The 24,066-nt window shown below is 40.8% G+C and carries 26 protein-coding genes; all 26 read left to right on the top strand.

Annotation, left to right across the window (positions count from 1 at the left end; translation table 11 throughout):
• Positions 1–47: 47 nt before the first annotated feature.
• The gene (gene iscX / locus ACTJJH_RS07605) at positions 48–248 is read left to right on the top strand and encodes a Fe-S cluster assembly protein IscX (protein WP_440600950.1); all 201 of its coding nucleotides are present in this window, start codon (positions 48–50) and stop codon (positions 246–248) included.
• 113 nt (positions 249–361) lie between these two features.
• The gene (gene ndk, locus ACTJJH_RS07610; RefSeq protein WP_000963851.1) at positions 362–793 is read left to right on the top strand and encodes a nucleoside-diphosphate kinase; all 432 of its coding nucleotides are present in this window, start codon (positions 362–364) and stop codon (positions 791–793) included.
• 123 nt (positions 794–916) lie between these two features.
• The gene (rlmN, locus tag ACTJJH_RS07615; protein ID WP_440600951.1) at positions 917–2,152 is read left to right on the top strand and encodes a 23S rRNA (adenine(2503)-C(2))-methyltransferase RlmN; all 1,236 of its coding nucleotides are present in this window, start codon (positions 917–919) and stop codon (positions 2,150–2,152) included.
• Positions 2,153–2,166: 14 nt separating this feature from the next.
• On the top strand, positions 2,167–2,967 hold the full coding sequence (gene pilW / locus ACTJJH_RS07620) for a type IV pilus biogenesis/stability protein PilW (protein WP_002114699.1): 801 nt from the start codon (positions 2,167–2,169) through the stop codon (positions 2,965–2,967).
• On the top strand, positions 2,958–3,749 hold the full coding sequence (locus ACTJJH_RS07625; protein WP_002114935.1) for a helix-turn-helix domain-containing protein: 792 nt from the start codon (positions 2,958–2,960) through the stop codon (positions 3,747–3,749). The genes pilW and ACTJJH_RS07625 overlap by 10 nt, the downstream gene beginning before the upstream one ends.
• Before the next feature lie 21 nt (positions 3,750–3,770).
• Entirely contained in the window at positions 3,771–4,886 is a 1,116-nt protein-coding gene (gene ispG, locus ACTJJH_RS07630) for a flavodoxin-dependent (E)-4-hydroxy-3-methylbut-2-enyl-diphosphate synthase (protein WP_174722978.1), read from the top strand.
• The gene (hisS, locus tag ACTJJH_RS07635) at positions 4,883–6,175 is read left to right on the top strand and encodes a histidine--tRNA ligase (RefSeq protein WP_039764397.1); all 1,293 of its coding nucleotides are present in this window, start codon (positions 4,883–4,885) and stop codon (positions 6,173–6,175) included. The genes ispG and hisS overlap by 4 nt, the downstream gene beginning before the upstream one ends.
• Before the next feature lie 28 nt (positions 6,176–6,203).
• Complete coding sequence (locus ACTJJH_RS07640; RefSeq protein WP_005066180.1) at positions 6,204–6,902, top strand: YfgM family protein; 699 nt, start codon at positions 6,204–6,206, stop codon at positions 6,900–6,902.
• Positions 6,902–8,047 (top strand): outer membrane protein assembly factor BamB, encoded by a 1,146-nt coding sequence (gene bamB, locus ACTJJH_RS07645; protein ID WP_086400271.1) that lies wholly within the window; start codon positions 6,902–6,904, stop codon positions 8,045–8,047. The genes ACTJJH_RS07640 and bamB overlap by 1 nt, the downstream gene beginning before the upstream one ends.
• A 189-nt stretch (positions 8,048–8,236) precedes the next feature.
• Entirely contained in the window at positions 8,237–9,646 is a 1,410-nt protein-coding gene (der, locus tag ACTJJH_RS07650) for a ribosome biogenesis GTPase Der (protein WP_005066184.1), read from the top strand.
• Positions 9,647–9,842: 196 nt separating this feature from the next.
• Positions 9,843–10,457 carry a beta-ketoacyl synthase chain length factor gene (locus ACTJJH_RS07655; protein ID WP_440600952.1) on the top strand — a complete coding sequence of 205 codons (615 nt, stop codon included), beginning with the start codon at positions 9,843–9,845 and terminating at the stop codon, positions 10,455–10,457.
• Positions 10,442–11,245: a lysophospholipid acyltransferase family protein gene (locus tag ACTJJH_RS07660; RefSeq protein WP_014208347.1), complete on the top strand. Its 804-nt coding sequence runs from the start codon at positions 10,442–10,444 to the stop codon at positions 11,243–11,245. The genes ACTJJH_RS07655 and ACTJJH_RS07660 overlap by 16 nt, the downstream gene beginning before the upstream one ends.
• A 1-nt stretch (position 11,246) precedes the next feature.
• Positions 11,247–11,507, top strand: coding sequence for a phosphopantetheine-binding protein (locus tag ACTJJH_RS07665; protein ID WP_000067033.1), 261 nt, complete (start codon positions 11,247–11,249; stop codon positions 11,505–11,507).
• A 5-nt stretch (positions 11,508–11,512) separates the two neighbouring features.
• On the top strand, positions 11,513–11,767 hold the full coding sequence (locus ACTJJH_RS07670; RefSeq protein WP_001987856.1) for an acyl carrier protein: 255 nt from the start codon (positions 11,513–11,515) through the stop codon (positions 11,765–11,767).
• Complete coding sequence (locus ACTJJH_RS07675; RefSeq protein ID WP_057070007.1) at positions 11,764–12,318, top strand: septation protein IspZ; 555 nt, start codon at positions 11,764–11,766, stop codon at positions 12,316–12,318. Before ACTJJH_RS07670 ends, ACTJJH_RS07675 begins: the two co-directional genes overlap by 4 nt.
• Positions 12,319–12,327: 9 nt before the next feature.
• Positions 12,328–13,986 (top strand): AMP-binding protein, encoded by a 1,659-nt coding sequence (locus ACTJJH_RS07680; protein WP_440600953.1) that lies wholly within the window; start codon positions 12,328–12,330, stop codon positions 13,984–13,986.
• A gap of 2 nt (positions 13,987–13,988) precedes the next feature.
• Positions 13,989–14,729: a glycosyltransferase family 2 protein gene (locus ACTJJH_RS07685; RefSeq protein WP_069122358.1), complete on the top strand. Its 741-nt coding sequence runs from the start codon at positions 13,989–13,991 to the stop codon at positions 14,727–14,729.
• Between the two features lie 2 nt (positions 14,730–14,731).
• Positions 14,732–15,658 (top strand): LpxL/LpxP family acyltransferase, encoded by a 927-nt coding sequence (locus ACTJJH_RS07690; RefSeq protein ID WP_440600954.1) that lies wholly within the window; start codon positions 14,732–14,734, stop codon positions 15,656–15,658.
• A gap of 1 nt (position 15,659) precedes the next feature.
• Positions 15,660–17,195 carry an HAL/PAL/TAL family ammonia-lyase gene (locus tag ACTJJH_RS07695; RefSeq protein WP_440600955.1) on the top strand — a complete coding sequence of 512 codons (1,536 nt, stop codon included), beginning with the start codon at positions 15,660–15,662 and terminating at the stop codon, positions 17,193–17,195.
• 9 nt (positions 17,196–17,204) lie between these two features.
• Positions 17,205–17,633, top strand: coding sequence for an acyl-CoA thioesterase (locus ACTJJH_RS07700; RefSeq protein WP_000542808.1), 429 nt, complete (start codon positions 17,205–17,207; stop codon positions 17,631–17,633).
• Entirely contained in the window at positions 17,633–18,262 is a 630-nt protein-coding gene (locus ACTJJH_RS07705) for a LolA family protein (RefSeq protein ID WP_440600956.1), read from the top strand. Before ACTJJH_RS07700 ends, ACTJJH_RS07705 begins: the two co-directional genes overlap by 1 nt.
• Positions 18,237–20,552 carry an MMPL family transporter gene (locus ACTJJH_RS07710; protein ID WP_440600957.1) on the top strand — a complete coding sequence of 772 codons (2,316 nt, stop codon included), beginning with the start codon at positions 18,237–18,239 and terminating at the stop codon, positions 20,550–20,552. Before ACTJJH_RS07705 ends, ACTJJH_RS07710 begins: the two co-directional genes overlap by 26 nt.
• Before the next feature lie 29 nt (positions 20,553–20,581).
• A complete protein-coding gene (locus ACTJJH_RS07715; RefSeq protein ID WP_440600958.1) occupies positions 20,582–21,877 on the top strand; it encodes an NAD(P)/FAD-dependent oxidoreductase in 1,296 nt (431 codons plus the stop codon).
• Positions 21,878–21,879: 2 nt separating this feature from the next.
• Positions 21,880–22,425 carry a DUF3261 domain-containing protein gene (locus ACTJJH_RS07720; RefSeq protein WP_322977170.1) on the top strand — a complete coding sequence of 182 codons (546 nt, stop codon included), beginning with the start codon at positions 21,880–21,882 and terminating at the stop codon, positions 22,423–22,425.
• Positions 22,422–23,624, top strand: coding sequence for a beta-ketoacyl-[acyl-carrier-protein] synthase family protein (locus tag ACTJJH_RS07725; protein ID WP_440600959.1), 1,203 nt, complete (start codon positions 22,422–22,424; stop codon positions 23,622–23,624). The genes ACTJJH_RS07720 and ACTJJH_RS07725 overlap by 4 nt, the downstream gene beginning before the upstream one ends.
• Positions 23,624–24,049 carry an ApeP family dehydratase gene (locus ACTJJH_RS07730; protein WP_042894862.1) on the top strand — a complete coding sequence of 142 codons (426 nt, stop codon included), beginning with the start codon at positions 23,624–23,626 and terminating at the stop codon, positions 24,047–24,049. The genes ACTJJH_RS07725 and ACTJJH_RS07730 overlap by 1 nt, the downstream gene beginning before the upstream one ends.
• The last annotated feature ends 17 nt before the right edge of the window (positions 24,050–24,066 follow it).

Raw genomic sequence — 24,066 nt, forward strand, 5'->3', positions numbered from 1 at the left:
AAAGTACACAGTTCGTGATTTAGCAGATTAAACAGATAGGAGCCGCTATGGGCTTACGTTGGACAGATACGATTGATATTGCCATTGAATTGTTAGAAGCACATCCAGAAGTTGATCCGCAATGGATCCGTTTTACCGATTTACATGCATGGGTGTGTGCATTGCCAGACTTCAGTGATGACCCAAATAAATCGACAGAAGGATTGCTAGAAGGCATTCAGATGGCCTGGATAGACGAAGTTCGCTAAAAACAGTAGAAAAAATCGCAACTTTTACACATTCAAAGCTGATTATTGCCTATGACATCGGTATAATGCGGCAAATTTTTTAAAGTTTAAATCTTAAAATAAAGGAGCCACTCATGGCTATTGAACGTACTTTGTCTATCGTAAAACCTGATGCAGTGTCTAAAAACCACATCGGTGAAATTTTTGCTCGTTTTGAAAAAGCGGGTTTAAAAATTGTTGCGACTAAAATGAAACACCTTTCTCAAGCTGATGCTGAAGGTTTCTATGCTGAGCATAAAGAACGTGGTTTCTTTGGTGACTTAGTTGCATTCATGACTTCTGGTCCAGTTGTAGTATCTGTTCTTGAAGGTGAAAACGCAGTTCTTGCACACCGTGAAATCTTAGGTGCTACAAACCCTAAAGAAGCTGCTCCTGGTACTATCCGTGCTGACTTTGCTGTAAGCATCGACGAAAACGCTGCTCACGGTTCTGACTCAGTTGCTTCTGCAGAGCGTGAAATTGCTTACTTCTTTGCTGACAACGAGATCTGCCCACGCACTCGTTAATCGAAAGCATTCAAACCAGATAAGTGGTATACTACTTATCTGGTTTTTTTATTCTCTTAAGAGAATATTGTTTGATTCTTGAACAATATCTTCAGTTTTTTGACATGGTTTAGGTAAATACACATGAGTTCTGCAGAGGTCGTTTCATCTGAAAATCTTGATGGACAGCAGCAATCTTCGTCCACGCCGGTAATCCCTGCTGCCGAAAATAAAGTGAATTTACTCGGCATGTCTCGTCCTGAGTTAGAAAAATTCTTTGAAGATATTGGTGAGAAGAAGTTTCGTGCCGGACAGGTCATGAAATGGATACATCAATACTTTGTTACTGACTTTGCTGAAATGACCAATATTTCAGGCAAATTACGTGCGAAGCTTGAACAGATTTGTGAAATTAAAGCCCCTGAAGTGGTTCACCGTCATTACTCAAAAGATGGTACACGTAAGTGGGTGTTTCGCGTAGGTGAGGGTGCAGGTTCTTTAGTTGAAACTGTATTAATTCCTGCCGAAGATAAAACTGGATTACGTAAAACGCTTTGTATTTCCTCTCAAGTGGGCTGCGCATTAGATTGCTCATTTTGTTCAACAGGTAAACAAGGTTTCCAACGTGATTTAACGCCAGATGAAATTATTGGGCAACTTTGGATGGCAAACTATTCTTATATGGAAGAAGTGCCTGTTGCGGAGCGCGAACGTTCAGTGACCAATGTTGTGATGATGGGCATGGGTGAGCCATTGCTCAACTATGATGCTGTATTAAGCTCAATGCAGATAATGCTTGATGACTTTGCTTATGGCATGTCAAAGCGTCGTGTGACTTTATCAACGTCGGGTGTTGTACCAAAAATTGACCAGCTTGCAAAAGATATTGATGTGGCTTTAGCCATTTCTTTACATGCGCCAAACGATGAATTACGTAACGAATTAGTACCTATTAATAAAAAATATCCATTGGCTCAATTAATTGCAGCATGTCAGCGTTATATTGCCAAAGATGGTAATGAAAGTACGCGTAAACATGTGACGATTGAATATGTGATGTTAGAAGGCGTGAATGATCAGCCTGAACATGCACAGCAAATGATTAAATTATTAAAAAATTTACCAAGTAAAATTAACTTGATTCCGTTTAACCCGTTCCCGCATGCGCCATATGGTCGCTCAAGCCGAAATCGTATTATCTCGTTCCAAAAAACTTTGTCTGATGCGGGATTTGTGTGTACGATTCGTCAAACACGTGGTGATGATATTGACGCTGCATGTGGGCAGTTAGTGGGTCAAGTGGCTGACAGAACCCGCCGTGCTGAACAGTGGCAGAAAAAAGTCACACAGCGTCAAGAGATTTTACGTACACAAGGATAAATTGAGGGCAGGCTTTGAGTATTCCAAAGTTAAAAACGGTCTTATGTATGGGGATTGCAGTTGCATTTCTGGTAAGTGGTTGCCAGACAACGCATACGCAAAAAAAAGACCCAGAGAAAGCAGTAAAGGTACGTACACAACTTGCTGCTGAACATATCCGTTCGGGTGACTTGGACTCAGCAAAGCGAGCTCTTGATCAAGCTTTAAGTGTAGATAGCCGCGATGCTACTGCAAATATGATGATGGGTATTTTGCTACAGCAAGAAGGTAGCAAACCCAATTTAGAAAAAGCAGAACATTATTTTAAAAGAGCAATTTCATCTGAACCGGATAATGCTCAAGCACATAATAATTATGGTACTTATTTATATCAAATGGAGCGTTATAATGATGCGGTTGAGCAATTTCGTATTGCTGGCGCAACATTAGGTTATGACCAACGCTATCAGGCATTAGAAAATCTGGGGCGTATTTATTTAAAATTGGGTGATGTTGCGAATGCTGAAAAAACATTCAAACAAGCACTCCTTGCTAACCGCGACTCTTATATTTCAATGTTAGAGTTAGCGGAAATTTTTTATTTGCAGCAGCAGATTCCGGCTGCTACACAAATGTATGAGCAATATGTTCGTACAGTGGGGCAGAAAAATCAGGGTGCAAGAGCACTTTGGATTGGTGTAAGAGTGGCTCGAGCCAATGCGGATAAAATGGGAATGCAAGTGTTAGTAAACCAGTTACGTGCTTTGTTCCCAGAAAGTCCAGAATATCAACGTTATTTGCAATTACAGTATAGTACTGAGGCCGTATGGAAATAAATCCTAATTCACAGCAGCCAACTGGCTCAAGCTTACCGACTTCTGCTTTAGGAAATATTCAACGTCCTGGTGAGTATTTACGTCAAATTCGAGTTGCTCAGAATAAAGAGTTAGGGCAAGTTTCTTCAGATTTAAATATGCCGGTTAAGACCTTGACCGCTTTAGAGCAAGATGACTATAAATCATTGCCGGAAGCGACTTTCATTAAGGGTTATTACCGTTCATATGCAAAATATTTAAATACGGACGCGACGGCAATTATTCAGCGTTTCGATGAGATTTATGCAAATGATACTGGGCTGTTACCAAATCATGCCTTAAATAATTCACCAATTAAAATCATGGGTAAACTCCCGGGTTCTAATAGTGATCGTAATAAAAAATGGTTAAAGCGCGCACTTCTTGCTGTTGTAATTCTTGCTGTTGTGTCATTGCTTGTTATGGGTGTCCAAAAATGGACTTCAAAGAAAGAAGATGCTGATTTACCTAAAGTAAATCAATCGAATGTTGAAGTTTTACCTATGCAAGGAGCTACCACCTCAACAGTGGGTGATCAATTGGTGTTAAACTTTAACCGACCAACTTCTGTTCATATTGTTGATGCAACAGGTAAAGTTTTGGCGACAGGTCGTCAGTCATCAACTTTAAACTTAACTGGTGAGTCTCCATTCCAGATTCGTCTTGATGATGCAACGGCTGTGTCATTAAGTCTAAACCAAGAACAGATTTCATTGTCTCCATATACGGTAAACGGTAAAGCAGAATTCCGTTTATCCCGCTAATACCATGAGTTGAGCGATACAATGATAGAGAACCCAATTAAACGTCGACCAACACGTAAAATCCGTGTTGGTTCGGTGTATGTCGGTGGCGATGCACCTATTAGCGTGCAAAGTATGACAAATACCGAAACTTGCGATGTCGATGCAACCGTTGCTCAAATCGAGCGTTGCGTTGATGCAGGTGCTGATATTATGCGTGTTTCGGTCCCATCTATGGAGGCTGCTGAGGCATTTGGTGAGATCCGTAAACGTGTTTCAGTTCCATTGGTGGCTGATATTCACTTTGACCATAGAATTGCTCTGGCAGTTGCAGACTATGGTGCAGACTGTTTACGTATTAACCCAGGTAATATCGGCTCAGATCAGAAAGTGCGTGAAGTTGTTGCTGCGGCACGTCATCATGGCATTTCTATGCGTATTGGGGTCAATGCGGGTTCTCTAGAAAAAGATTTACAAAAGAAATATGGCGAGCCTACAGGTGAGGCGCTGCTTGAGTCAGCACTACGTCATATTGATATTTTAGATCGTCTCAACTTCCATGAATTTAAAGTCAGCGTAAAAGCATCAAATGTGTTTTTAACCATGGATGCTTATCGTTTACTTTCAAAGCAAATTGATAACCCATTACATCTTGGTGTGACTGAAGCTGGTATTTATCGTACAGGTACTGTGAAGTCAGCAATTGCCCTTGGTGGATTGTTGATGGAAGGTATTGGCGATACGATGCGTATTTCGCTTGCCGCCGAACCGGAAGATGAAATCAAGATTGGTTTTGATATCTTAAAATCGCTAGGGCTTCGTTCTAACGGGATTAACTTTATTGCTTGCCCAAGTTGCTCTCGCCAAGAATTTAATGTTATTCAGGTAATGCAAGCATTGGAAGAGCGTTTAGAAGATATTCGTACTCCAATGGATGTGTCGGTAATTGGTTGTAAAGTAAACGGCCCGGGTGAAGCAAAAGAAGCTGACATCGGGGTTGTTGGGGCTGCGCCTCGCTCATTGGTTTATCGTAATGGTGAAAAAAGTCATTTAATCGATACCGATCAATTGGTTGATGAAATCGAAACTATGGTTCGTCAACGTGTCCAAGAGCTTGAAGAAGCTAAATCTAAAGAAATTATTCGTAGTTCATCATGAGTTCAATCGTCGCAATCAAAGGTTTTAATGACATCTTGCCATCGCAAACAGTAGCGTGGAGACGTCTCGAGCAACATTTAGCATCTTTAATGGATGCTTATGGATATCAACAAATTCGTTTGCCGATCGTTGAACAAACGGGCTTGTTTAAACGTGCTATTGGTGATGCTACCGATATTGTTGAAAAAGAAATGTATACCTTTTTTGACAAAGGTAACCCACCAGAGTCATTAACCTTACGTCCAGAGGGTACAGCAGGTTGTGTTCGTGCATTGGTTGAACATAATTTGTTGCGCGGTGCTACTCCACGCGTGTGGTATATGGGACCTATGTTCCGTTATGAGAAGCCACAAAAAGGACGTTACCGCCAGTTCCACCAATTTGGCGTGGAAACTTTCGGTGTTGCGACTCCTGATATTGATGCTGAATTGATTATGTTGACCGCTCGTTTATGGAAACGTATGGGCGTTGCTGATAAGGTTCAGCTTGAGTTAAATACTTTGGGCGAAACTGATGAGCGTACAGAGTATCGTAATGCTTTAGTTGCGTTTTTAAACGAGCATAAAGATGCGTTGGATGAAGACTCACAGCGTCGTTTAACAACGAATCCATTACGTATTTTGGATTCTAAAATTGAATCTACTCAGAAAATTTTAGAAAATGCACCGAAATTACATGACTTCTTGAAAGAAGAAAGCTTGGATCATTTTAAGCAGTTACAAGATTATTTGACTGCTGCTGGCATCCAATTTGTCATTAATCAAAAATTGGTGCGTGGTCTGGATTACTACAATAAAACCGTTTTTGAATGGACAACAACTGCACTTGGTTCGCAAGGTACTGTATGTGCTGGCGGTCGCTACGACGGTTTAGTTGGTCAGCTAAAAGGTAAGGCCGATCAATCTGTACCAGCTGTTGGTTTTGCGATGGGTATGGAGCGTTTATTGCTTCTACTTGAGCAGGTTGAACAGGCTCAAGTTATACGTGATTGTGAAGTCTTCTTGGTTGCAGAACCTGCTTATCAAACTAAAGCTTTGATTTTAGCGGAGCAATTACGTGACCAGTTAGAAGCTGCAAATAGCAGTATTCGAATCAAAACAGGTTCACAAGGCAGCATGAAGAGTCAGATGAAAAAAGCTGATCAGGCTGGGGCTGTTTACGCCATGATTTTAGGTGAGCGTGAATGGGAAGCACAGCAACTTGCTATCAAAGAGTTAGCAACAGCTGAGCAGTCTCAAGTTGCGCTGGCTGAGCTTGTACCATTCTTAATCGAAAAATTTACAAAATAAACTGAAACATCTGGAAAAGGACAATCACATGAGTGTAAGTGATGAAGAACAATTCGACAGCTTAAAGTCGTTCGCCAAAAAATATGGTTCTGCCATGATTAGCGGGATTCTCATTGCATTGATTGCCTTTTTTGGGTGGGAATATTGGCAAAAAAGAAATCTTGCGAGCAGCCAGACAGAAACTGCAAAAGTACAGCAGTTAATGGATGAGGCAAATGCAAGTGCTGATAATCCTAATGCTTTAACTTCGGTCACTGCATCGGCAGATAAAATCGTAAAAGATGATATCAATTCTGTTCAGGCGATACAGACTCAGTTTGTATTAGCAAAATTAGCCTATGAAAAACAGGATTATGCTGCTGCTGAAAAAGCATTGAAGAAAGTTGAAAATTCAAAAGTAAAAGATGAAGGTTTGATTCAGGTTGTAAAATTGCGTTTAGCAGATGCACAATTGGCGCAAAACAAATATGATGAAGCACTAAAAACCTTGTCTGGTAACGTCGATCCTGCATTTAAAGCAACAGTAGAAGAGTTACGTGGTGATATCTTTGTTGCTAAGAAAGATGTTGATTCTGCTAAAAAAGCGTATCAGGCAGCATGGGATTCGTTACTGGAACGTAAACAAGAACGACAAATTTTACAAATTAAACTCGAAAGTGTTGGCGTTTTAGTTGAAGATCCACAGATTGAGCGCCCAATTTTGGAAACACAGGTGGAAGAGTCTTAATGAATCAGAAATTCAAACTGCCTTTGGCAATTGCAATCGCATCAGCTGTACTGGTGGGATGTTCTAGCAACAAAGTAAAAGAAGCAAAACCAAATCCACTACCGAAATTGACTGAGTCGAAAAAGACTCTAGTACCCGTGTTTTCGCGCAGTGTTTCTTCTACTGATAAGGCAGATCCGTTACGTTTGCAGCTTGACGCAAGTGAGGGCGTGGTCTTTACGCTTGACCCAAAAGGTGAAGTCGCTGCATATCGTGGTAAGCAGCGTCTTTGGGAGAAAAAAGTCAGCAAATTAGGCTTGAGCTCTGGTGTTGAAGCTGCTGAAGGAATTGTTGTTGTTGGTAATAGTAAAGGTCAACTTTTTGCTTTAGATCAGGCAACAGGTGAACAAAAGTGGACTGCGCAGTTATCTGGTGCACTATTAAGTCCTTCTTTAGTTCAGTCTGGACGCGTTATTACTATTGCTAATGATGGTACTGTATTTGCGCATGATGCTGGTTCAGGCCAACAAGTTTGGGCTTATAAATTACCAAATGTCCAATTTAGTTTACGTGGTCAGGCCTCACCGGTGAGTCTTGACCCGCGTACCGTATTAATCGCATCTGCTAATGCGTATGTTTATGCAATTGATACGATTAGTGGTATTCCACGTTTCCAACGCCGTGTTGCAGTAAGTGAAGGCCGTTCTGATATTCAACGTTTGATTGATATCGATGGTGATCCTGCAGTTGCTGGACAGTTTATGGTAACGACTAGTTTCCAAGGACAAGTGACCGTAACTGATCTAGCTTCTCAACGTGTAGTTTGGAGTGAAGACTCAAGTAGCACGAAGCGTCCAGAAGTTTATGACAATAAAGTATTTGTTTCATCAACTGATGGTAAGTTAACTGCTTATGATTTAACGACAGGCGAACAAGTTTGGCAAAATGATAGTTTATTAAACCGTCATTTAAGTAACCCTGTTGTGTTGGGATCGGATCTTATTGTTGGTGATTTAGATGGCGTATTACATCTTGTTGATCCTGCAACAGGTAAGTTGATTGGTCGTTCAAAAACAAGTGGTGAGGTCAATACATTACGTGTTATTGAGAACCAACTTTACGTTTCGACCAGAAAAGGCGATTTAAGTATTTGGCAGAATCGTTAATTTCGTTTGCTTGTGCTAAAATAGCCGCTTAACAAATTACGCTGTTAAAAAAATATCGGGGTGTTTGAATTAAATCAGTTCAAAGCCCCGTCTTTTATTATGGTCATATCTGACCTTAAAATATATCTCCTGTATTGTTTCTAATGCTCATGCCATGAGATATGGCTGGTCTTGAATTAAGGTTATTGTATGAAACCCGTTATTGCGCTCATTGGTCGTCCGAATGTCGGAAAATCAACGTTATTTAACCAGATTACCAAGAGTCGTGATGCACTTGTAGCCGACTTCGCGGGTCTGACTCGTGACCGTAAATATGGTGATGCGACTTATCAAAATAAGTCTTTCATTGTTGTTGATACTGGTGGTATCGGTGAGAGTGAAGGCGGTATCGATAACTACATGGCCGAGCAGTCAAAAACAGCGATCAACGAAGCAGATATTATTATTTTTGTGGTTGACGCTCGTGCGGGATTGTTAGCTTCTGATGAGCAAATTGCTCGTGAACTACGTACTTTAGGTAAGAAAATTTATCTTGTTGCGAACAAGGTAGATGGTGTTCATGCTGAAGCAGCTTTGGTTGAATTCTACAAACTTGGTATGGGTGAACCATTACAAGTTGCTGCTAGCCATGGTCGTGGTGTACAGCAAATGCTGGAAGATGTACTTGCGGAAGTTCCAGAAGATGAAAATCCTGAAGAACATGACAAAGATACTGGCTTACGTTTAGCAATTATTGGTCGTCCTAACGTTGGTAAGTCAACACTGGTCAACCGTTTGCTTGGTGAAGACCGTGTGGTGGCATTTGACCAACCAGGTACAACTCGTGACTCGATTTACATTCCTTTTGAGCGTGAAGGCCGTAAATACACTTTAATTGATACAGCAGGTGTGCGTCGTAAAGGTAAGGTTGATGAAATGATTGAGAAGTTCTCAATTGTTAAAACTTTGCAAGCAATGAAAGATGCACATGTTGTCGTAGTTGTAGTCGATGCGCGTGAAGGTATTGTTGAGCAAGACTTGCATTTAATTGGCTATGCGCTTGAAGCTGGTCGTGCCATGGTTATTGCCATCAACAAATGGGATAACATGTCTGAATACGACCGCAAGCAGTGTAAGCTTGATGTTGAACGTCGTTTTGACTTTATTCCATGGGCAAAAATCCATTTAATTTCTGCTTTACATGGAACTGGGGTAGGTGATTTATATCCTTCTATCCACCGTGCTTATGAGTCTGCGAACTTAAAAGTATCACCAGCTAAATTGACTCAAATTTTGAGTGATGCGACAGAAGCCCATCAACCACCAATGATTAGCGGTCGTCGTATTAAAATGCGTTATGCACATATGGGTGGTCAGAATCCACCGACTATTGTGATTCATGGTAATAAGGTTGATAAGACACCTGCCGATTATCGCCGTTATTTAGAAAACGTGTTCCGTAAAGTATATAAACTTGAAGGTACACCAGTTCGTATTGACTTTAAAACTTCTGAAAACCCGTTTGAAGGTCGTAAGAGTCAGGTTGATGAACGTACTGCTGCACGTCGCCGTCGTTATATTCAGAAATTTAAGAAAGCAGAGAAAAAATTTAATCGTTAAGTTTTTTACTGTTCAAAAACCCAAAGTTTTCTTTGGGTTTTTTTTGCAAATAAATGAGCTAATCATAAGAGTTATGAAAAAGTGTGAGTGATAAACGTAATTTTTTGTAAATTTTATAACGAATGCTATAATCAGCATCTTTATAAAATAATTTATATTTCGACAGAATAACGCGGCTTAGGGTTCATTTTTTAGCATGGTAACATTACATCTTGCTCAGCTTATATTTACACATGCTCAGCCTTCCTATGCGGCTCTCGACAGCATCCCAGCTATGCAGCGTAGACGTTTATCACCATTGGCTAAACTTGCTTTAAATAGTGCGATCGGTGCATTAGAAAGTAATAAGGCCGATTATATTGTTTGGGTATCAAAATATGGTGATGAGGCCAAAACGTTAAATATCTTGCAAGACGTTTTAAGTGATCAAACTCCATCGCCAACACAATTTTCAACGTCTGTGCATAATGCAATTTCTGGTCTCTATTCAATTTTATGTCAGGATGATACTCCCTCTACAAGCTTAAGCTGTTCATGGACTGAAGGTTTGATTGAGGCTTATGCACTTTTAAAGTCAATGCCTGAGATTAAGCGGGTTTTAGTCGTCGCTTATGATGAGCCATTACCTAATATTTATGCTGAGGCAATCAATTTTCCTGCCTATGCGATGGCTGCTGTCGTTACTCTAGAGCAACCTAATTTACAAATTACTGCGTGGACGCATACAGATGAAGCAGATGCTCCTGCTTTTGCTCATTTTTGGCAGGACGCTGACCAGTTAACATCTGCATTTGGGTGGAACAAATGCTAAATCTTAAAAATCTCAAGCAAAAAAGTAATTATTGCTGGCGTGTGGCTGCTACTGGCTTTAGCTTTGCCAGTTTTGGGCTGGGTGGTATGGCAATCGCCTCAGTGATTGCACCAGTATTAAATGCAACCACTTCTGATCCGCAAAAGCGACAGCAACGTGCGCAAAATGTGATTAAACATAGTTTCAAAGGCTTTACCGACATGATGGTCAAACTTGGCATCATGACTTATTCGGTAGAGGGGCTAGAAAAACTACAAAATAGTCGTCAAGAGCTGGTGATTGCCAATCATCCGACTTTGATTGATGTTGTAGTACTAATTGGTATGATGCAGCAGGCTAATTGTGTCGTGAAGCAGTCTCTTTGGTCGAACCCATTTACAAAAGGACCCGTACAAAGCGCAGGCTATATTTTAAATGCAGGCTCTCAGCAGTTTGTTGAAGACTGTGTAAAGCGTCTAAAAGAAAATAATGCGGCTTCTCTTTTAATTTTTCCGGAAGGAACGCGCACTGAAAAAGGGATGACCCTAAACGAGTTTCAGCGAGGCGCAGCCAATATTGCCATTCGTGCAAATGTACCAATTCGCCCAGTAATTATTACTTGTACACCATCAACTTTAACCAAGAATGAAAAATGGTACCACGTACCATCTCAACCATTTCATATCGAGGTCAAGGTACTAGATGCTGTGCAAGTATCAGATCTGTTAGATGATTTAACAGTAGGACCTAAACAAGTTCGTCAGTTAAGTCGTAGTTTTTATAAAATTTTTGATGAAGAGTTATCTTGAAATGAGCAATCTTGCTGATGAACTAAAGCAAATGATTATTGATGTTCTAGCACTAGAAGATATTACTATTGCCGATATTGATACAGAAGCTCCATTATTTGGAGAAGGTTTAGGATTAGACTCGATTGATGCACTTGAGTTGGGACTGGCTTTGAAAAAGCGTTACAACATTCATTTAAATGCAGAATCGGATGAAACCAAACAGCATTTTAAGTCAATCCAGAGCTTGGTTGCTTTAGTTGAAGCACAACAGAAGTCATAAGGAGCGTGATGATGTTATCTCAAGAGCAAGTATTAACTAAACTCCGCGAATGGATGGAAGATTTGTTTGAGATTGAACCAGAGACTGTTCAACTCGATTCGAACCTTTATTCAGACCTTGATGTAGACAGTATTGACGCGGTCGATTTAGTTGTAAAAATTAAAGAGTTAACAGGCAAGCAAGTAAAGCCTGAAGACTTTAAAAATGTGAGAACCGTACTTGATGTGGTGACGGTTATTCAGAATATGACTGCTGAATGAAGTTTATTCTTAAAGGGATAATGACGGCACTTTTTGTGCTGTATCCCTTTATTGTGGGCTGGAGTTTGACTCACGGCCAATTTGTCTGGGTGAGTGCTTTACTCATCGGGTTGGGTGTCGTCAGACTTTTTAGCAAAGGCAACTCGTTATTATGGCCATTAACGGGTTTTGCCATCGTTTGCGGTAGCCTGAGTTTATTGTCACATGACCATGCTTGGCTAAAGCTATATCCAGTGGGTATGAGTTTAGGTGCATTAATTATTTTTGCGCTGACGCTCATTAAGCCGCCGTCTATGATTGAGCGCTTTGCCCGACTCGTTGAACCTGATTTACCTGCTTCTGGCGTACAGTGGACCAGACAGGTCACCAAAGTTTGGTGTGTTTTCTTTTTTTGTAATGCATTGATTGCTTTAAGCACTGTGCTTTTTACCTCAACTCAGGTTTGGGTCATTTATAATGGCTTTATTTCTTATGTGCTGATGGGCATTTTGTTCCTTGGTGAATTTATTTTGCGTAAGCGACATCAGCGTTTACATTCTTCAAATCATTAATTAAAAACTATGTATTGCCACTTTCAGAAATTCATCGATTCAGCTCAGCCACTTTGTATAGACGGTACTCTAAACTCGACCAGTTTTAATCAATTTTGGCAAGATGTGGCATTACAAGCTGCTGCAATTGCTCAAATGGAAAATCTAACTTGGGCTTTATGGGAAGCAGATAGTTATGAATTTATGGTTTTATTCTTTGCTGCTTTGTTAGCGAAAAAGCAAATACTTTTGCCACCCAATCGAGTGCGTGAATTAGAACAGGATTTTTCAGCACAGCAGATCTATTTTTTAAAGCGTCAAGAAATTGGAGAAGTTGTACCTTTATCTTTAACCTTAGATGATACTTTTTTAGAGCAGGCTCAACTCTATTTTTATACTTCGGGTTCAACTGGGGAACCTAAAAAAATTCCAAGGACACTTAGACAATTACTTAACGAAGTCCAAGGGTTGAGTCAGAGTTTTAGCTTTGATGAACATGCAACTGCGATTGCAACAGTTAGTCATCAACATATTTATGGATTACTGTTTAAATTATTACTACCACTTGCTACAGGTCGAAGTTTTTATAATCCTCAAATGGCATTCCCTGAAGATGTGGTACAAGTCCAAAAACAATTAGAAACAATGGGGTTAAGCAATTATTTGATCTCAAGTCCTGCTTTATTAAAACGCTGGACAACCGATGTTGTTTTACAACACTGCCAGATGGTCTTTAGTTCCGGGGGCAAGCTAGAAAGTGGTGTTCGTCCTTTACTAAATCGTCCGATTATTGAAGTTTTGGGAAGTTCGGAAACTGGTGGTATTGCCCATCGCGCTAAAGATGAAGATGCTTGGACTGCATTTAGTACTGTGGCTATTCGTATTGAAGACCAACAGCTTATGGTCAAGAGTAATCATGCCTTCGAGAATGATTGGATTACCACAGGTGACGGTGCGGCATGGACAGATGCAACATGTCAGGCCTTTAAGCTGATGGGGCGTACAGATCGAATTGTAAAACTTGAAGAAAAGCGTTTAAGTCTAGATGCGATCGAGCAAAGCATCCAAGCTTTAGATGTCGTAAAGCAATGCCATGTATTGGTATTTGAACATGAGCAACGCCAAATGTTGGGTTGTATTGTCGTTCTAACAGAACAAGCTCGTGGACAGTTACAGCAACAGGGTAAATCAGCTTTTGTTAACCATTTAAAACAACAGTTGAAAGACGGCTTGGAAACGATTGCGATTCCACGTCAGTGGCGGTTCTTAAGTCAGTTACCACAAAATACTCAGTCCAAACTCAATAAAAACTATTTGAAAACTCTATTTAAGCCTATGTTGCAACCCGTGGTGCTGTCACAGTCTCAAAATTCAGATGACTACATTTGGGAGTTGGAATTTCCACCTGAGTTGGCTTGTTTTAAAGGGCATTTCCCAACACAACCCATTTATCCTGGGGTTGGGCAAATAGGCTTTTTACAACAATTTGCTAAATCTATTTGGTCTGATTTGAGCTGGTGTCAGGGATATGAGCAGGTAAAATTCCAAAACCTGATTCGCCCTTATGCTGTAGTACAACTCAAGTTTTCTCGAAAAGAGCATAAAGTGAGTTTTGAACTACGTGATTCAGAACAAATTCTGGCTTCAGGGCGATTATTATTTGCTTTGCAAACGGAAGTAGAGGGTTAAAAATGCAGACCAATTACGGCTTTGTTGTTCCGGTTTATAACCATCCACATTATTTAGCAGATTTAATTTCTTATCTGAACAGTTTTGATCTACCGATTGTTTTGGTCAATGATGGCAGTGATGATGCATGTAGCCAAATTTTAAAAGTGTTGGCAGAGCAATATTCCCAAATTCATCTTATTGAGCATGAGGTGAATAAGGGTAAAGGTCAGGCAGTCATGACGGGATTACGTGCGGCCTATGAGCTTGGTTTAAGCCATGCATTACAACTCGATTCAGATGGTCAACACTGCTGGGATGATATTCCAAAATTTATTGAGCAGTCTCGGCAACATCCTGATGCAATGGTGATTGGTCAGCCATACTTTGATGCCTCTATTCCTAAAAAGCGCTTATATGGCCGTTACATTACTCATTTTTGGGTCTGGTTAAATAGCTTATCTTTTGAAATTAAAGATAGCATGTGCGGGTTTCGCGTATATCCGCTCGAGAGCACGATAAAGGTATTGAATAGTGCTAAATTTCAGCCACGTATGGGCTTTGATAGTGAAATTTTAGTACGTTTAAAATGGGAAAATACCCCTTTTATTAATGTACCAACGCCTGTGGTTTATCCAGAGCAGGGTATTTCTCATTTTCATGCTTGGCGAGATAACTTAGGGCTAAGTAAAGCGCATGCAACTTTGTTTATGGGCATGCTGATTCGCTTACCGAAGCTATTAAAACAAAAGCTGCAAGGTTAATTATGACAGATTCAGCTTCACCAAAATGGAATGACATTAAAGAGCGAGGTGGCATGTTGCCCCTTATGCTGATGTTGTGGTTTTACCGTTTTGGTGGACGTTGGTTATGCAAGTTGGTGATGTATTTTGTCATTATGTGGTATTGGTTATTTGCAGCCACAGCAAGACAGGCTTCTTTACTCTATTTACAAAAACTGCATCATTTTGCTGGATCGCAGTCTCCCTTTAGCCACCAACCAAATTGGACAAATAGCTATGCGCATTTCATGCAATTTGGCGAATGTATTTTAGATAAGATTGAGGGTTGGTTGGGTAATATTCCCGAGCAGGAATTACAAGTTTTTGGACATGAAAACTTCTCTCAGTATTATCAAAAAGGTGCTCTGATTATTGTCTCTCACTTTGGCAATATTGAATTACTTCGAGCCATTAAGTCAGAGCATCCGCAGAAAATTAATGTGTTGGTTTACCAAAAGCACGCGACAAAATTTAATGAGTTTTTGAAAAAAATAAATGATAAGGCAGATGTGTGTCTTTTATCAGTTGATGAGCTGGGTATTGAAACTGCCATGCTGCTGCAAGACAAAATGCAGCAAGGTGAGTGGATCATTGTGGCGGCAGACCGAGTGCCTGTGCAGTCAGATCGTGTACAGCATGTTGATTTTTTAGGGGAGTCAGCAGCTTTCCCACAAGGTGCATGGATTTTAGCAAATTTACTCAAAGTGCCTGTTATTGCTGTGTTTTGCTATCGGGTACAGCAGCATTTTCAAGTGCATATTCATTCAATTGCTGAGCAGGTGAGTTTACCTCGTGCTAACCGTATTGAAAGTATGCAAACCATCACTAAGACATATGTTGCCGTACTAGAACAGCATTGTCTGCGTGCGCCTTATCAATGGTTTAATTTTTATAATTTTTGGACGAAATAACATGCGTGTGTTAACCGTAGGTGAACAGCCACTGAGTATTGAAGATGTCGTTTCTGTAGCAAGAAGCGAATGTCAGGTTGCTTTACCTGAAACGTCTGAGTGGCGTGAACTAATTCAGAAAGGTGCTGATTTTCTCGATCAGCTCCTTGAAGAAGAAGGGGTAATCTACGGTGTAACTACGGGGTATGGCGACTCATGTTTGGTTGAAGTGCCATTACATCAGGTCAATGAACTGCCGCTGCATCTTTCACGTTTTCATGGTTGTGGTTTAGGTGAAGATTTAGATGTCATCACTGCACGTGCAGTGGTGGTGACGCGTTTATGTTCGTTAGCTCGCGGTTATTCGGGTGTATCAATAGCACTACTTGAGCGCTTGGTATGGTTGCTGAACGAAAATGTAATTCCAGTCATTCCCTCTGAAGGTTCAGTCGGGGCAAGCGGGGACTTAACGCCTTTGTCTTACATTGCGGGAACTTTAGTCGGTGAGCGTGATGTGTATGTTGATGGGAATATTGTTCCAGTTGCTCAGGTGTATGCTGAAAAAGGCTTGCAGCCTTTAACGCTCAGACCAAAAGAAGGTTTGGCACTCATGAACGGTACTGCGGTGATGACGGCAATTGCTTGTCTGAACTATAAAAAAGCAGAACAGATAGCACTTGCTAGTACTTTAATTACTGCTCTAAATGTGTTGGCCTTGGAAGGTAATCCTAGTCATTTTGACAAAGTGCTGTTTGCACAGAAGCCCCATCCGGGACAGCAACAGATTGCCAAGCAATTACGTGACTGGCTGAACAGTGAAGTACAAACAGCACATCAAAGCCCACGTTTGCAAGACCGTTATTCGCTTCGTTGTGCACCGCATATTATTGGTGTGTTTGAAGACTCAAAAGTATGGTTACGTCAGTTTATTGAAAATGAACTGAATTCAAGTAACGACAATCCATTGATTGATCCAGTAGGGATGCGTGTATTGCATGGCGGTCATTTTTACGGTGGACATATTGCACAAGCAATGGATAGCTTAAAAATTATGATTGCCAATATTGCTGATTTGATGGACAGACAAATTGCACAGTTGGTTGACCACAAAATGAATCATGGTTTGCCACGTAATCTAACAGGTGCGACAGCTGAACGTTTACCACTGAATCATGGTTTTAAAGCGGTACAAATTGGGGTGTCGGCGTGGACGGCTGAAGCCTTGAAAAATACTTTGGCAGCTTCAATTTTTTCACGTTCAACCGAATGTCATAACCAAGACAAAGTCAGTATGGGAACCATTGCTGCGCGTGATGCGAGCCGAGTAATTACCTTAACACAGCAAGTCATTGCAGCTCTTTGCTGTGCGAGTGTGCAGGCGATTCATCTGAAAGGTTTAACTACACAGTTAAGTCCAACATTGCAGACATTTATGCAATGGACCTTACAAAGCTTTGCATTTGTCGAAGAAGACCGACCATTACAAACCGAATTACAACAGATTGTTGATCGTTTAGACCAACTTGAATTGTTTAATCAACCAGAATTTATGGGATAAGGTGAGCCAATGCATGCAGATGTAATCATTGAAATTCCATTTCATGATGTCGATACCATGAATGTGGTTTGGCATGGACACTATTTAAAATATTTTGAGATTGCGCGCTGTAAATTGCTCGATCAATTTCATTACAACTATATGCAGATGAAAGAATCAGGCTATGCATGGCCTGTGATTGAAAGCCATGTTCGCTATGCATACGGTATTGAGTTTGAACAAAAGATTCGGGTTCGAGCTATTTTAAAGGAATGGGAAAACCGTTTGAAAATCGATTATTTGATTTTTGATGCTGAGTCTGGGAAACGTTTAACTAAAGGTTATACCACGCAGGTTGCGGTGAATATTGAAGCGCGTGAAATGTGTTTTCAGTCGCCTCAAGTTTTGTTTGATCGCTTGAATGCATGGTCTGAGTTTCAACCGAAGAGGAATGCGTGATGTCTAAATTCATCAAAACTTTAGGTTTAGGTGCTGCAATCTGGATGGGTAGTTTAAGTGCAGTCTATGCAGCACCAGCACAGATCACTCAAATTTTTCAGCAATTGTCACAGTCTCCTACGGTTCGTGCTGATTTCGAACAACAAAAAAAATTGCCATCATTGAATAAAACTTTTGTATCGAATGGCTCTTTATTGTTCTCAAAATCTTATGGTGTAGCGTGGCAAATCAAACGGCCTGTGCAAGCAGATTTGATTGTTACCCCAACCAAATTGGTACAGAAAACTCAGCGTACATTTAGCCAAATACAAGTTGATCAATCGCCATATAGTTCGGTCGCGACTTTATTCTTACAGCTCATGTCTGGTAATGAACAGGCTTTGGCAAAGAATTTTAATGTGGTAAGTGCGAATTATAGTCCAGCGGGTTGGAGCATGAGCTTAACTCCGAAAAATAGCTTGTTTAAAAAGTTATTTGTGCGTGTTGATGCTCAAGGACAACAGTACGTCAACCAAATTGTGATTACCGAGAAAGCAAATAATTTAACGACTATTCGCTTTAGTCACCAGACTTCTCAACCGACGAATCTAACGGCTGCTGAGCATGCGATTTTCCAACTGGCAAAATAAGTTCACCGCGCTTTGGTTAATTGCTCTGCTACTGATTGCGGTGGGGCTTGGTGTGACGTGGCTGAATAAAGATATTCATATTCAGACCAATATTTTTGCGTTATTGCCTAAAGTTCAGCAGGACCCAGAACTTGCACGTACTCAGCAGTACATGAATGAGCAACTCAACAATAAAGTATTTGTGGTGGTAGATGCCAAAGATGAGACTGCGACACAACAAGCGACTCATTTCTTAACAGCGCAGGCCAAGCAAAGCCAGTTGTGGCAACCATTAAAGCCACAACTTGATTTTGATCAATTTGCAAAACAGTTGTATCAACATCGAGCAGGTTTGTTGAGTGCTCAAGATCAAGCCTTATTGCAAAAAAAGGACTATACTGCACTGACTGAACAAAGTCTGATGCAGATGATGAGTCCAGGCATGCCTGTCACTGCGGAGTCACTTAAGCAAGACCCACTACTGTTGTTTCCTCGCTATGCCATGCAGTTGGCAAACCCGTCACAACAAGATACTGAAATGGAGCAGGGCTTTGCCACAATTCATCATGAACAAGGCATTTCTCGGCTTTTCGTCTTACAGTTGACGCAAAGCCCATACAATATTGATTATCAAGAACAGACCTCTACTTGGATTGAACAAACTAAGCAAAAACTAGCGGCAATGGGATTAAAATCTCATTGGACTGGAACTATTTTATTTTCAAATTTTGGGACCCAATCGGCTAAACAGGAAATCTCAACCATTGGTGTTGGCTCAACATTAGGCTTAATCTTTCTGGTTTGGTTTGGCTTTCGCTCACTGCGGCCTTTGGCGACCGAATTTATTGCCGTTTCGACTGGAAGCTTTGTGGCGTTTGCGGTCACACATTGGATGTTTGGTGAAATTCACCTGATGACGTTAGTCTTTGGTGCGAGTCTGATAGGTGTCTGTGTTGATTTTTCATTTTATTTTATGGCAATGCAATCGCAGCATAGAAAGCTTGGTGGTTTTCAAATTTTAAAACCGCTATTACCAAGTTTGTTTATGGGCTTAATGACCACATTAGTTGCATACATCTTTTTGAGTTTTACTCCATTTCCTGGGTTCAAGCAGATTGCGGTCTTTTCAATTGTAGGATTAACTGCGGCGTGGATCAGTAGTGTTCTACTATTACCAAGATTACCTGCGCTCAATGCCCAGCCAGCAATAAAAGCACTGTCATGGATTGGACAAGCACGGTTATGGTTTCAACAGTGTGCCAAAGTTCGTTATGGCTTGATTGCAGTCATTTTAGCAGTAGGTACTTCGAGTCTTTTCTATCTTAAAAGTAACGATGATATTCGTAACTTACAAGGTATGGACGCGAGCTTAAAACAGCAGGACCAAGCTGTTCGTGAGCAATTTGGCCAGCAGCAAAGTAGTGATTATTTTGTGGTGCGTGCAGCATCTGCAAATGAAATGCAGCAACAAGAGCAGCAACTGATAGGACAATTACAACAGTTGCAAACAAACGGAAAAATCAGTGCATTTCAAGCTTTAGGTCAATGGATTCCACCATTGGCAGAGCAGCAAAATAATCTACAACTATTAAGAAATATTCCAAAAGCGACTTTGCAGCAATATGCACAAAGTATGGGCCTAAATGTCACTGACGTTTTACAGTGGCAACAGCAACTAGCGGCACAACCGTTATTAGATTTTTCAGTATTTAAAGATCACCCTTTAGCTTTTTTACAACCTCAAGCCAATGAACGATTAGTCATGGTGACAGGGGCAAAACAGCCTGAACTGTTAAAGCAGCTTCAGAATGAGCATATACATTTCCAACAACCGATTACCGAAATGTCGCAAATGTTTGCTGAACATCGAGTGCAGGCTCAACATCTTCTGATTTATGCCTTAATTGGCCTGGCAGTTGGTTTGGCGCTTATTTATGGACTAAGTTCGATTGTGCCTTTGGTCCTGCCAGTCAGCTTGGCTTTACTAAGCACTTTTGCTGTTCAGGCATGGTTAGGTGTCGAAATTAACCTGTTTAGTATTATGGCGACTTTTCTGATTATCGGGATTGGCGTCGACTATGCAATATTTTATCGACATGGACATGATCACCCACAAGTAGTTGGAATGGCTTTATTTTTATGTATGATGTCGACCTTACTCGGCTTCGGATTACTTTCATTTAGCCATACTTACGCAATTCATTGTTTTGGTTTAACGGTTTTATACGGGGTTATTTTCTCGTTTATCTATGCAACTTTGTTAACCCCTGCAGATGAAAAACATATTGTAAATTTACAAGACCATTCATAATTTGAATAAATTAAAAAGGAAGTTGTGCTATGCGCACTATAGAAAAAATTGACGTCGTGATTATTGGGGCTGGGCCATCAGGTAGTTCTGCTGCTGCACTTCTTCGACAAAAGGGCTACACCGTTACGGTCATTGAAAAACAGTATTTCCCTCGTTTTTCGATTGGTGAGTCATTGCTACCACAATCTATGGCATTTTTAGAAGAGGCTGGTTTATTAGAAACAGTCCGTGAACATGTTGAACAATACGCTTTTCAATTTAAAAACGGGGCGGCTTTTCTACGTGGTAAACAACGTAGCTTTTATGACTTTACAGAAAAATTTACCGATGGTCCGGGCACAACTTGGCAAGTTCGCCGTGCAGATTTTGACAACTTACTAGCAAAACAGGCTCAAGCTTATGGTGCTGATATACGCTTTGGGCATGAAGTTTTAGATGTTGATGTTACATCTGAACAGCCTGTACTAACTGTATTAGATGAAGAACAACAGCGTTATCAGATTCAAACTAAATTTTTGTTAGATGCGAGTGGCTTTGGGCGAATTTTGCCAAAGTTATTAGATCTAGAGAGTCCATCAAATTTTCCGATACGACGTGCGCTGTTTACCCATATTCAAGACGGAATTACAGATCCCCTAGAGTTTGACCGTAATAAAATTTTAATTACTGTTCATGAAAAAGATCATCGCGCATGGTATTGGCTGATTCCATTTGCAGATGGACGGGCTTCTTTTGGTATCGTTGCAGAACAAGACTTTTTTGACAAATACATGGTCGAAAATGCTTCGGATAATGAACCTGAAGCAATATTCAAACGCATTTTGGCCGATGAACCAAGCTTGTCACATGTATTGCGTCGTGCAAAGTTTGATACACCAGTGCGGACCTTGGTGGGCTACTCAGCGAATGTAAAGCATCTGGCAGACCGCAACTATGCGCTATTAGGTAATGCGGGTGAGTTTCTTGATCCAGTCTTTTCATCAGGTGTGACGATTGCTCTTAAATCTTCAAGTTTGGCGGTTCCTTTAGTTGAACGAGTTTTAAATGGTGAACAAGTCGACTGGTTAGAAGAATATGAAAAGCCATTACGCCGCGGCATTCAAGTATTTCGTGCCTATGTTGAGTCATGGTACGAAGGCGAGTTCCAAGATGTGGTGTTCTCACAAAATCAGAATGAAGGCATTCGCCGTATGATTTCTTCATTATTGGCTGGTTACGCGTGGGATGAACAAAACCCGATCCATAAAAATGCCAAGCGTAGACTTACCACCTTGGCAGAATATTGTCGTGAAGGCTTGGCGCAAGAACAGGTACTTGAGGGATAACCATGCAACGCAAATGGGCAACGATATTACTCAGTAGCTTTATATTTTTAAATGGTTGTCAGATCATGCCACATGCCAAAGGGCTGCAAAGTCCACTGTGGCAGGCTCAGACTTATCAAAGGCAAGATCAGGTTGAGGTTCAGTGGAAGCAGCAAAGTTTTAGCTTCTTGCTATATCAACAGCAAAAGGGCGCTGTACTAGATATGGTTGCTTTGAGCCTAACAGGTCAACAATTATTTAAGTTACAGTTTGATGGGCATCGAGTTCATGTTGAGCAGCGCATTGATCAGATGCGTTTATTGCCTTTTGAGTTTGTGGTACGTGATCTTTTGTTTGCGACATACCCTCAGTTTTCGCATTTAGGGCAGCAAGCTGTAGAGATGAAACAACAAGCAGATAAGCAAGTTGTTTATATTGAAAAGCAACCTGTGTTGCAGCTTAAACAGGGACAAGGAAGCATTGAATTGATTAATGAACAAGTCCCTTATACCATGACGCTGAGTTCGATTGAGAACACCTTGCAGACAGAAGAAAGCCCTACGCCATGAAACAGTTACCTTCAGAAAATAAAGTCGCAATGGCAGTAGGCATACAATTTAGTGTTGGTTTGTCCGCTTTAGGCAGTGAACTTAATCAAATTAAACAGGCATTACAACAGCTGCAGCAAACCTTGAGTTTGCGAGATGATTTAATCGCTGATCGTGATGTTTGGGTGGGACAATATACGCACCCATTATGTTCGTACGTACCCGATGCTTTGCAGTCTGTAGATTCACGTAATCTACGTTTTGCATTAACCGCATTATCTAAAATCGAAACAGAGTTAAAAGCTTATACTGCTTCCTTTGAAAATAAACGTTTAGCCATTGTGGTAGGCACCTCTACTTCTGGTATTGCAGATAATGAATTATTACTTAAGCAATATTTTCAAGGGCAAACAGATCTATCGATATCACACTATCCTCAAGAAATGAGCTGTTTAGCGAAAGCATTACAGCAGTACTTAGGATGGGAAGGGCCTGCATATACGATTTCAACAGCTTGTTCTTCAAGCGCTAAAGCATTAGCCGCAGGGCAGAGATTACTTCACGCAGACTTAGCAGATGTTGTGCTGGTTGGTGGCGTCGATACCTTGTGCAAATTGACTCTAAATGGATTTAATAGTCTAGAAAGTTTATCTGCACATATTTGCCAACCCTGCGGCATAAGCCGTGATGGTATTAATATTGGTGAAGCCGCTGCGTTTTTTGTACTAAGTAAAGAACAAGCACCTGTCATGTTAATGGGGGTGGGTGAGTCCATGGATGCATGGCACATTTCAGCCCCGCACCCTGAAGGTAAAGGTGCTGCTTTAGCTATGCAACGTGCATTAGATATGGCACATATTTCCGCTCAAGAGGTGGGTTATATCAACTTGCATGGGACAGCAACTCCACAAAATGACGCAATGGAAATTAAGGCTGTAAGACAAGTTTTTGGTGATTACCAAGTTGCTTTAAGTAGTACAAAACATAAAACTGGACATTGTCTCGGTGCAGCGGGTGCCATAGAAGCTTTCATTTGTGAACAGGTTCTAAAGGATCAAAGCTGGTTGCCTTTACATCAAAATGTTGAGGTTGATCCAGATTTGGCTGACCAAAACTATGTGCAAGAAGCTGAACTAAAACAATCCATTCGCTATGTCATGAGTAATTCTTTCGCTTTTGGGGGAAGTAATATTAGTCTTGTTTTTGGAGTTAAGCCCTAGTGAAACTAGATGCAATTCAATATATTCCTCATGAGCAACCGATGGTATTTATCGACCATTTAACCGAGGTTGCAGAAGGGCGGGCGCAAGCAGAGCTCACGATTACGCCAGAGCTGATGTTTTGTGAAGCAGAAGGTTTGCCGACATGGGCAAGCATTGAAATTATGGCACAAACCATTAGTGCTTACTCAGGCTGGCAAGGCCAACAGTCAAAACAAGCACCAAAAGTCGGTTTTTTATTGGGAACACGTAAATTAAATTTACCCATCCCTTATTTCGCCTTAGGTTCACGATTGATCATTCAAATAGAGCAACAATATTTTCATGAAGGACTTGGGCAATTTTCCTGTGAAATTCAATATGCTGAGCACTGCATTCAGGCAACATTAAGTGTATTTGAACCTACAGAAACACCATTTGAATAACCACAAAGAATTAGGAA

It is taken from the genome of Acinetobacter sp. 22301 (assembly GCF_052045285.1).
Taxonomy (GTDB): domain Bacteria; phylum Pseudomonadota; class Gammaproteobacteria; order Pseudomonadales; family Moraxellaceae; genus Acinetobacter; species Acinetobacter pittii.

What these genes read in the sequence shown, in the direction of transcription:
- iscX (WP_440600950.1), top strand. Translation starts at nt 48, where the DNA reads ATGGGCTTACGTTGGACAGATACGATTGATATTGCCATTGAATTGTTA.
- ndk (WP_000963851.1), top strand. Translation starts at nt 362, where the DNA reads ATGGCTATTGAACGTACTTTGTCTATCGTAAAACCTGATGCAGTGTCT.
- rlmN (WP_440600951.1), top strand. Translation starts at nt 917, where the DNA reads ATGAGTTCTGCAGAGGTCGTTTCATCTGAAAATCTTGATGGACAGCAG.
- ACTJJH_RS07625 (WP_002114935.1), top strand. Translation starts at nt 2,958, where the DNA reads ATGGAAATAAATCCTAATTCACAGCAGCCAACTGGCTCAAGCTTACCG.
- ispG (WP_174722978.1), top strand. Translation starts at nt 3,771, where the DNA reads ATGATAGAGAACCCAATTAAACGTCGACCAACACGTAAAATCCGTGTT.
- hisS (WP_039764397.1), top strand. Translation starts at nt 4,883, where the DNA reads ATGAGTTCAATCGTCGCAATCAAAGGTTTTAATGACATCTTGCCATCG.
- ACTJJH_RS07640 (WP_005066180.1), top strand. Translation starts at nt 6,204, where the DNA reads ATGAGTGTAAGTGATGAAGAACAATTCGACAGCTTAAAGTCGTTCGCC.
- bamB (WP_086400271.1), top strand. Translation starts at nt 6,902, where the DNA reads ATGAATCAGAAATTCAAACTGCCTTTGGCAATTGCAATCGCATCAGCT.
- der (WP_005066184.1), top strand. Translation starts at nt 8,237, where the DNA reads ATGAAACCCGTTATTGCGCTCATTGGTCGTCCGAATGTCGGAAAATCA.
- ACTJJH_RS07655 (WP_440600952.1), top strand. Translation starts at nt 9,843, where the DNA reads ATGGTAACATTACATCTTGCTCAGCTTATATTTACACATGCTCAGCCT.
- ACTJJH_RS07665 (WP_000067033.1), top strand. Translation starts at nt 11,247, where the DNA reads ATGAGCAATCTTGCTGATGAACTAAAGCAAATGATTATTGATGTTCTA.
- ACTJJH_RS07675 (WP_057070007.1), top strand. Translation starts at nt 11,764, where the DNA reads ATGAAGTTTATTCTTAAAGGGATAATGACGGCACTTTTTGTGCTGTAT.
- ACTJJH_RS07680 (WP_440600953.1), top strand. Translation starts at nt 12,328, where the DNA reads ATGTATTGCCACTTTCAGAAATTCATCGATTCAGCTCAGCCACTTTGT.
- ACTJJH_RS07685 (WP_069122358.1), top strand. Translation starts at nt 13,989, where the DNA reads ATGCAGACCAATTACGGCTTTGTTGTTCCGGTTTATAACCATCCACAT.
- ACTJJH_RS07690 (WP_440600954.1), top strand. Translation starts at nt 14,732, where the DNA reads ATGACAGATTCAGCTTCACCAAAATGGAATGACATTAAAGAGCGAGGT.
- ACTJJH_RS07695 (WP_440600955.1), top strand. Translation starts at nt 15,660, where the DNA reads ATGCGTGTGTTAACCGTAGGTGAACAGCCACTGAGTATTGAAGATGTC.
- ACTJJH_RS07700 (WP_000542808.1), top strand. Translation starts at nt 17,205, where the DNA reads ATGCATGCAGATGTAATCATTGAAATTCCATTTCATGATGTCGATACC.
- ACTJJH_RS07705 (WP_440600956.1), top strand. Translation starts at nt 17,633, where the DNA reads ATGTCTAAATTCATCAAAACTTTAGGTTTAGGTGCTGCAATCTGGATG.
- ACTJJH_RS07710 (WP_440600957.1), top strand. Translation starts at nt 18,237, where the DNA reads ATGCGATTTTCCAACTGGCAAAATAAGTTCACCGCGCTTTGGTTAATT.
- ACTJJH_RS07715 (WP_440600958.1), top strand. Translation starts at nt 20,582, where the DNA reads ATGCGCACTATAGAAAAAATTGACGTCGTGATTATTGGGGCTGGGCCA.
- ACTJJH_RS07720 (WP_322977170.1), top strand. Translation starts at nt 21,880, where the DNA reads ATGCAACGCAAATGGGCAACGATATTACTCAGTAGCTTTATATTTTTA.
- ACTJJH_RS07725 (WP_440600959.1), top strand. Translation starts at nt 22,422, where the DNA reads ATGAAACAGTTACCTTCAGAAAATAAAGTCGCAATGGCAGTAGGCATA.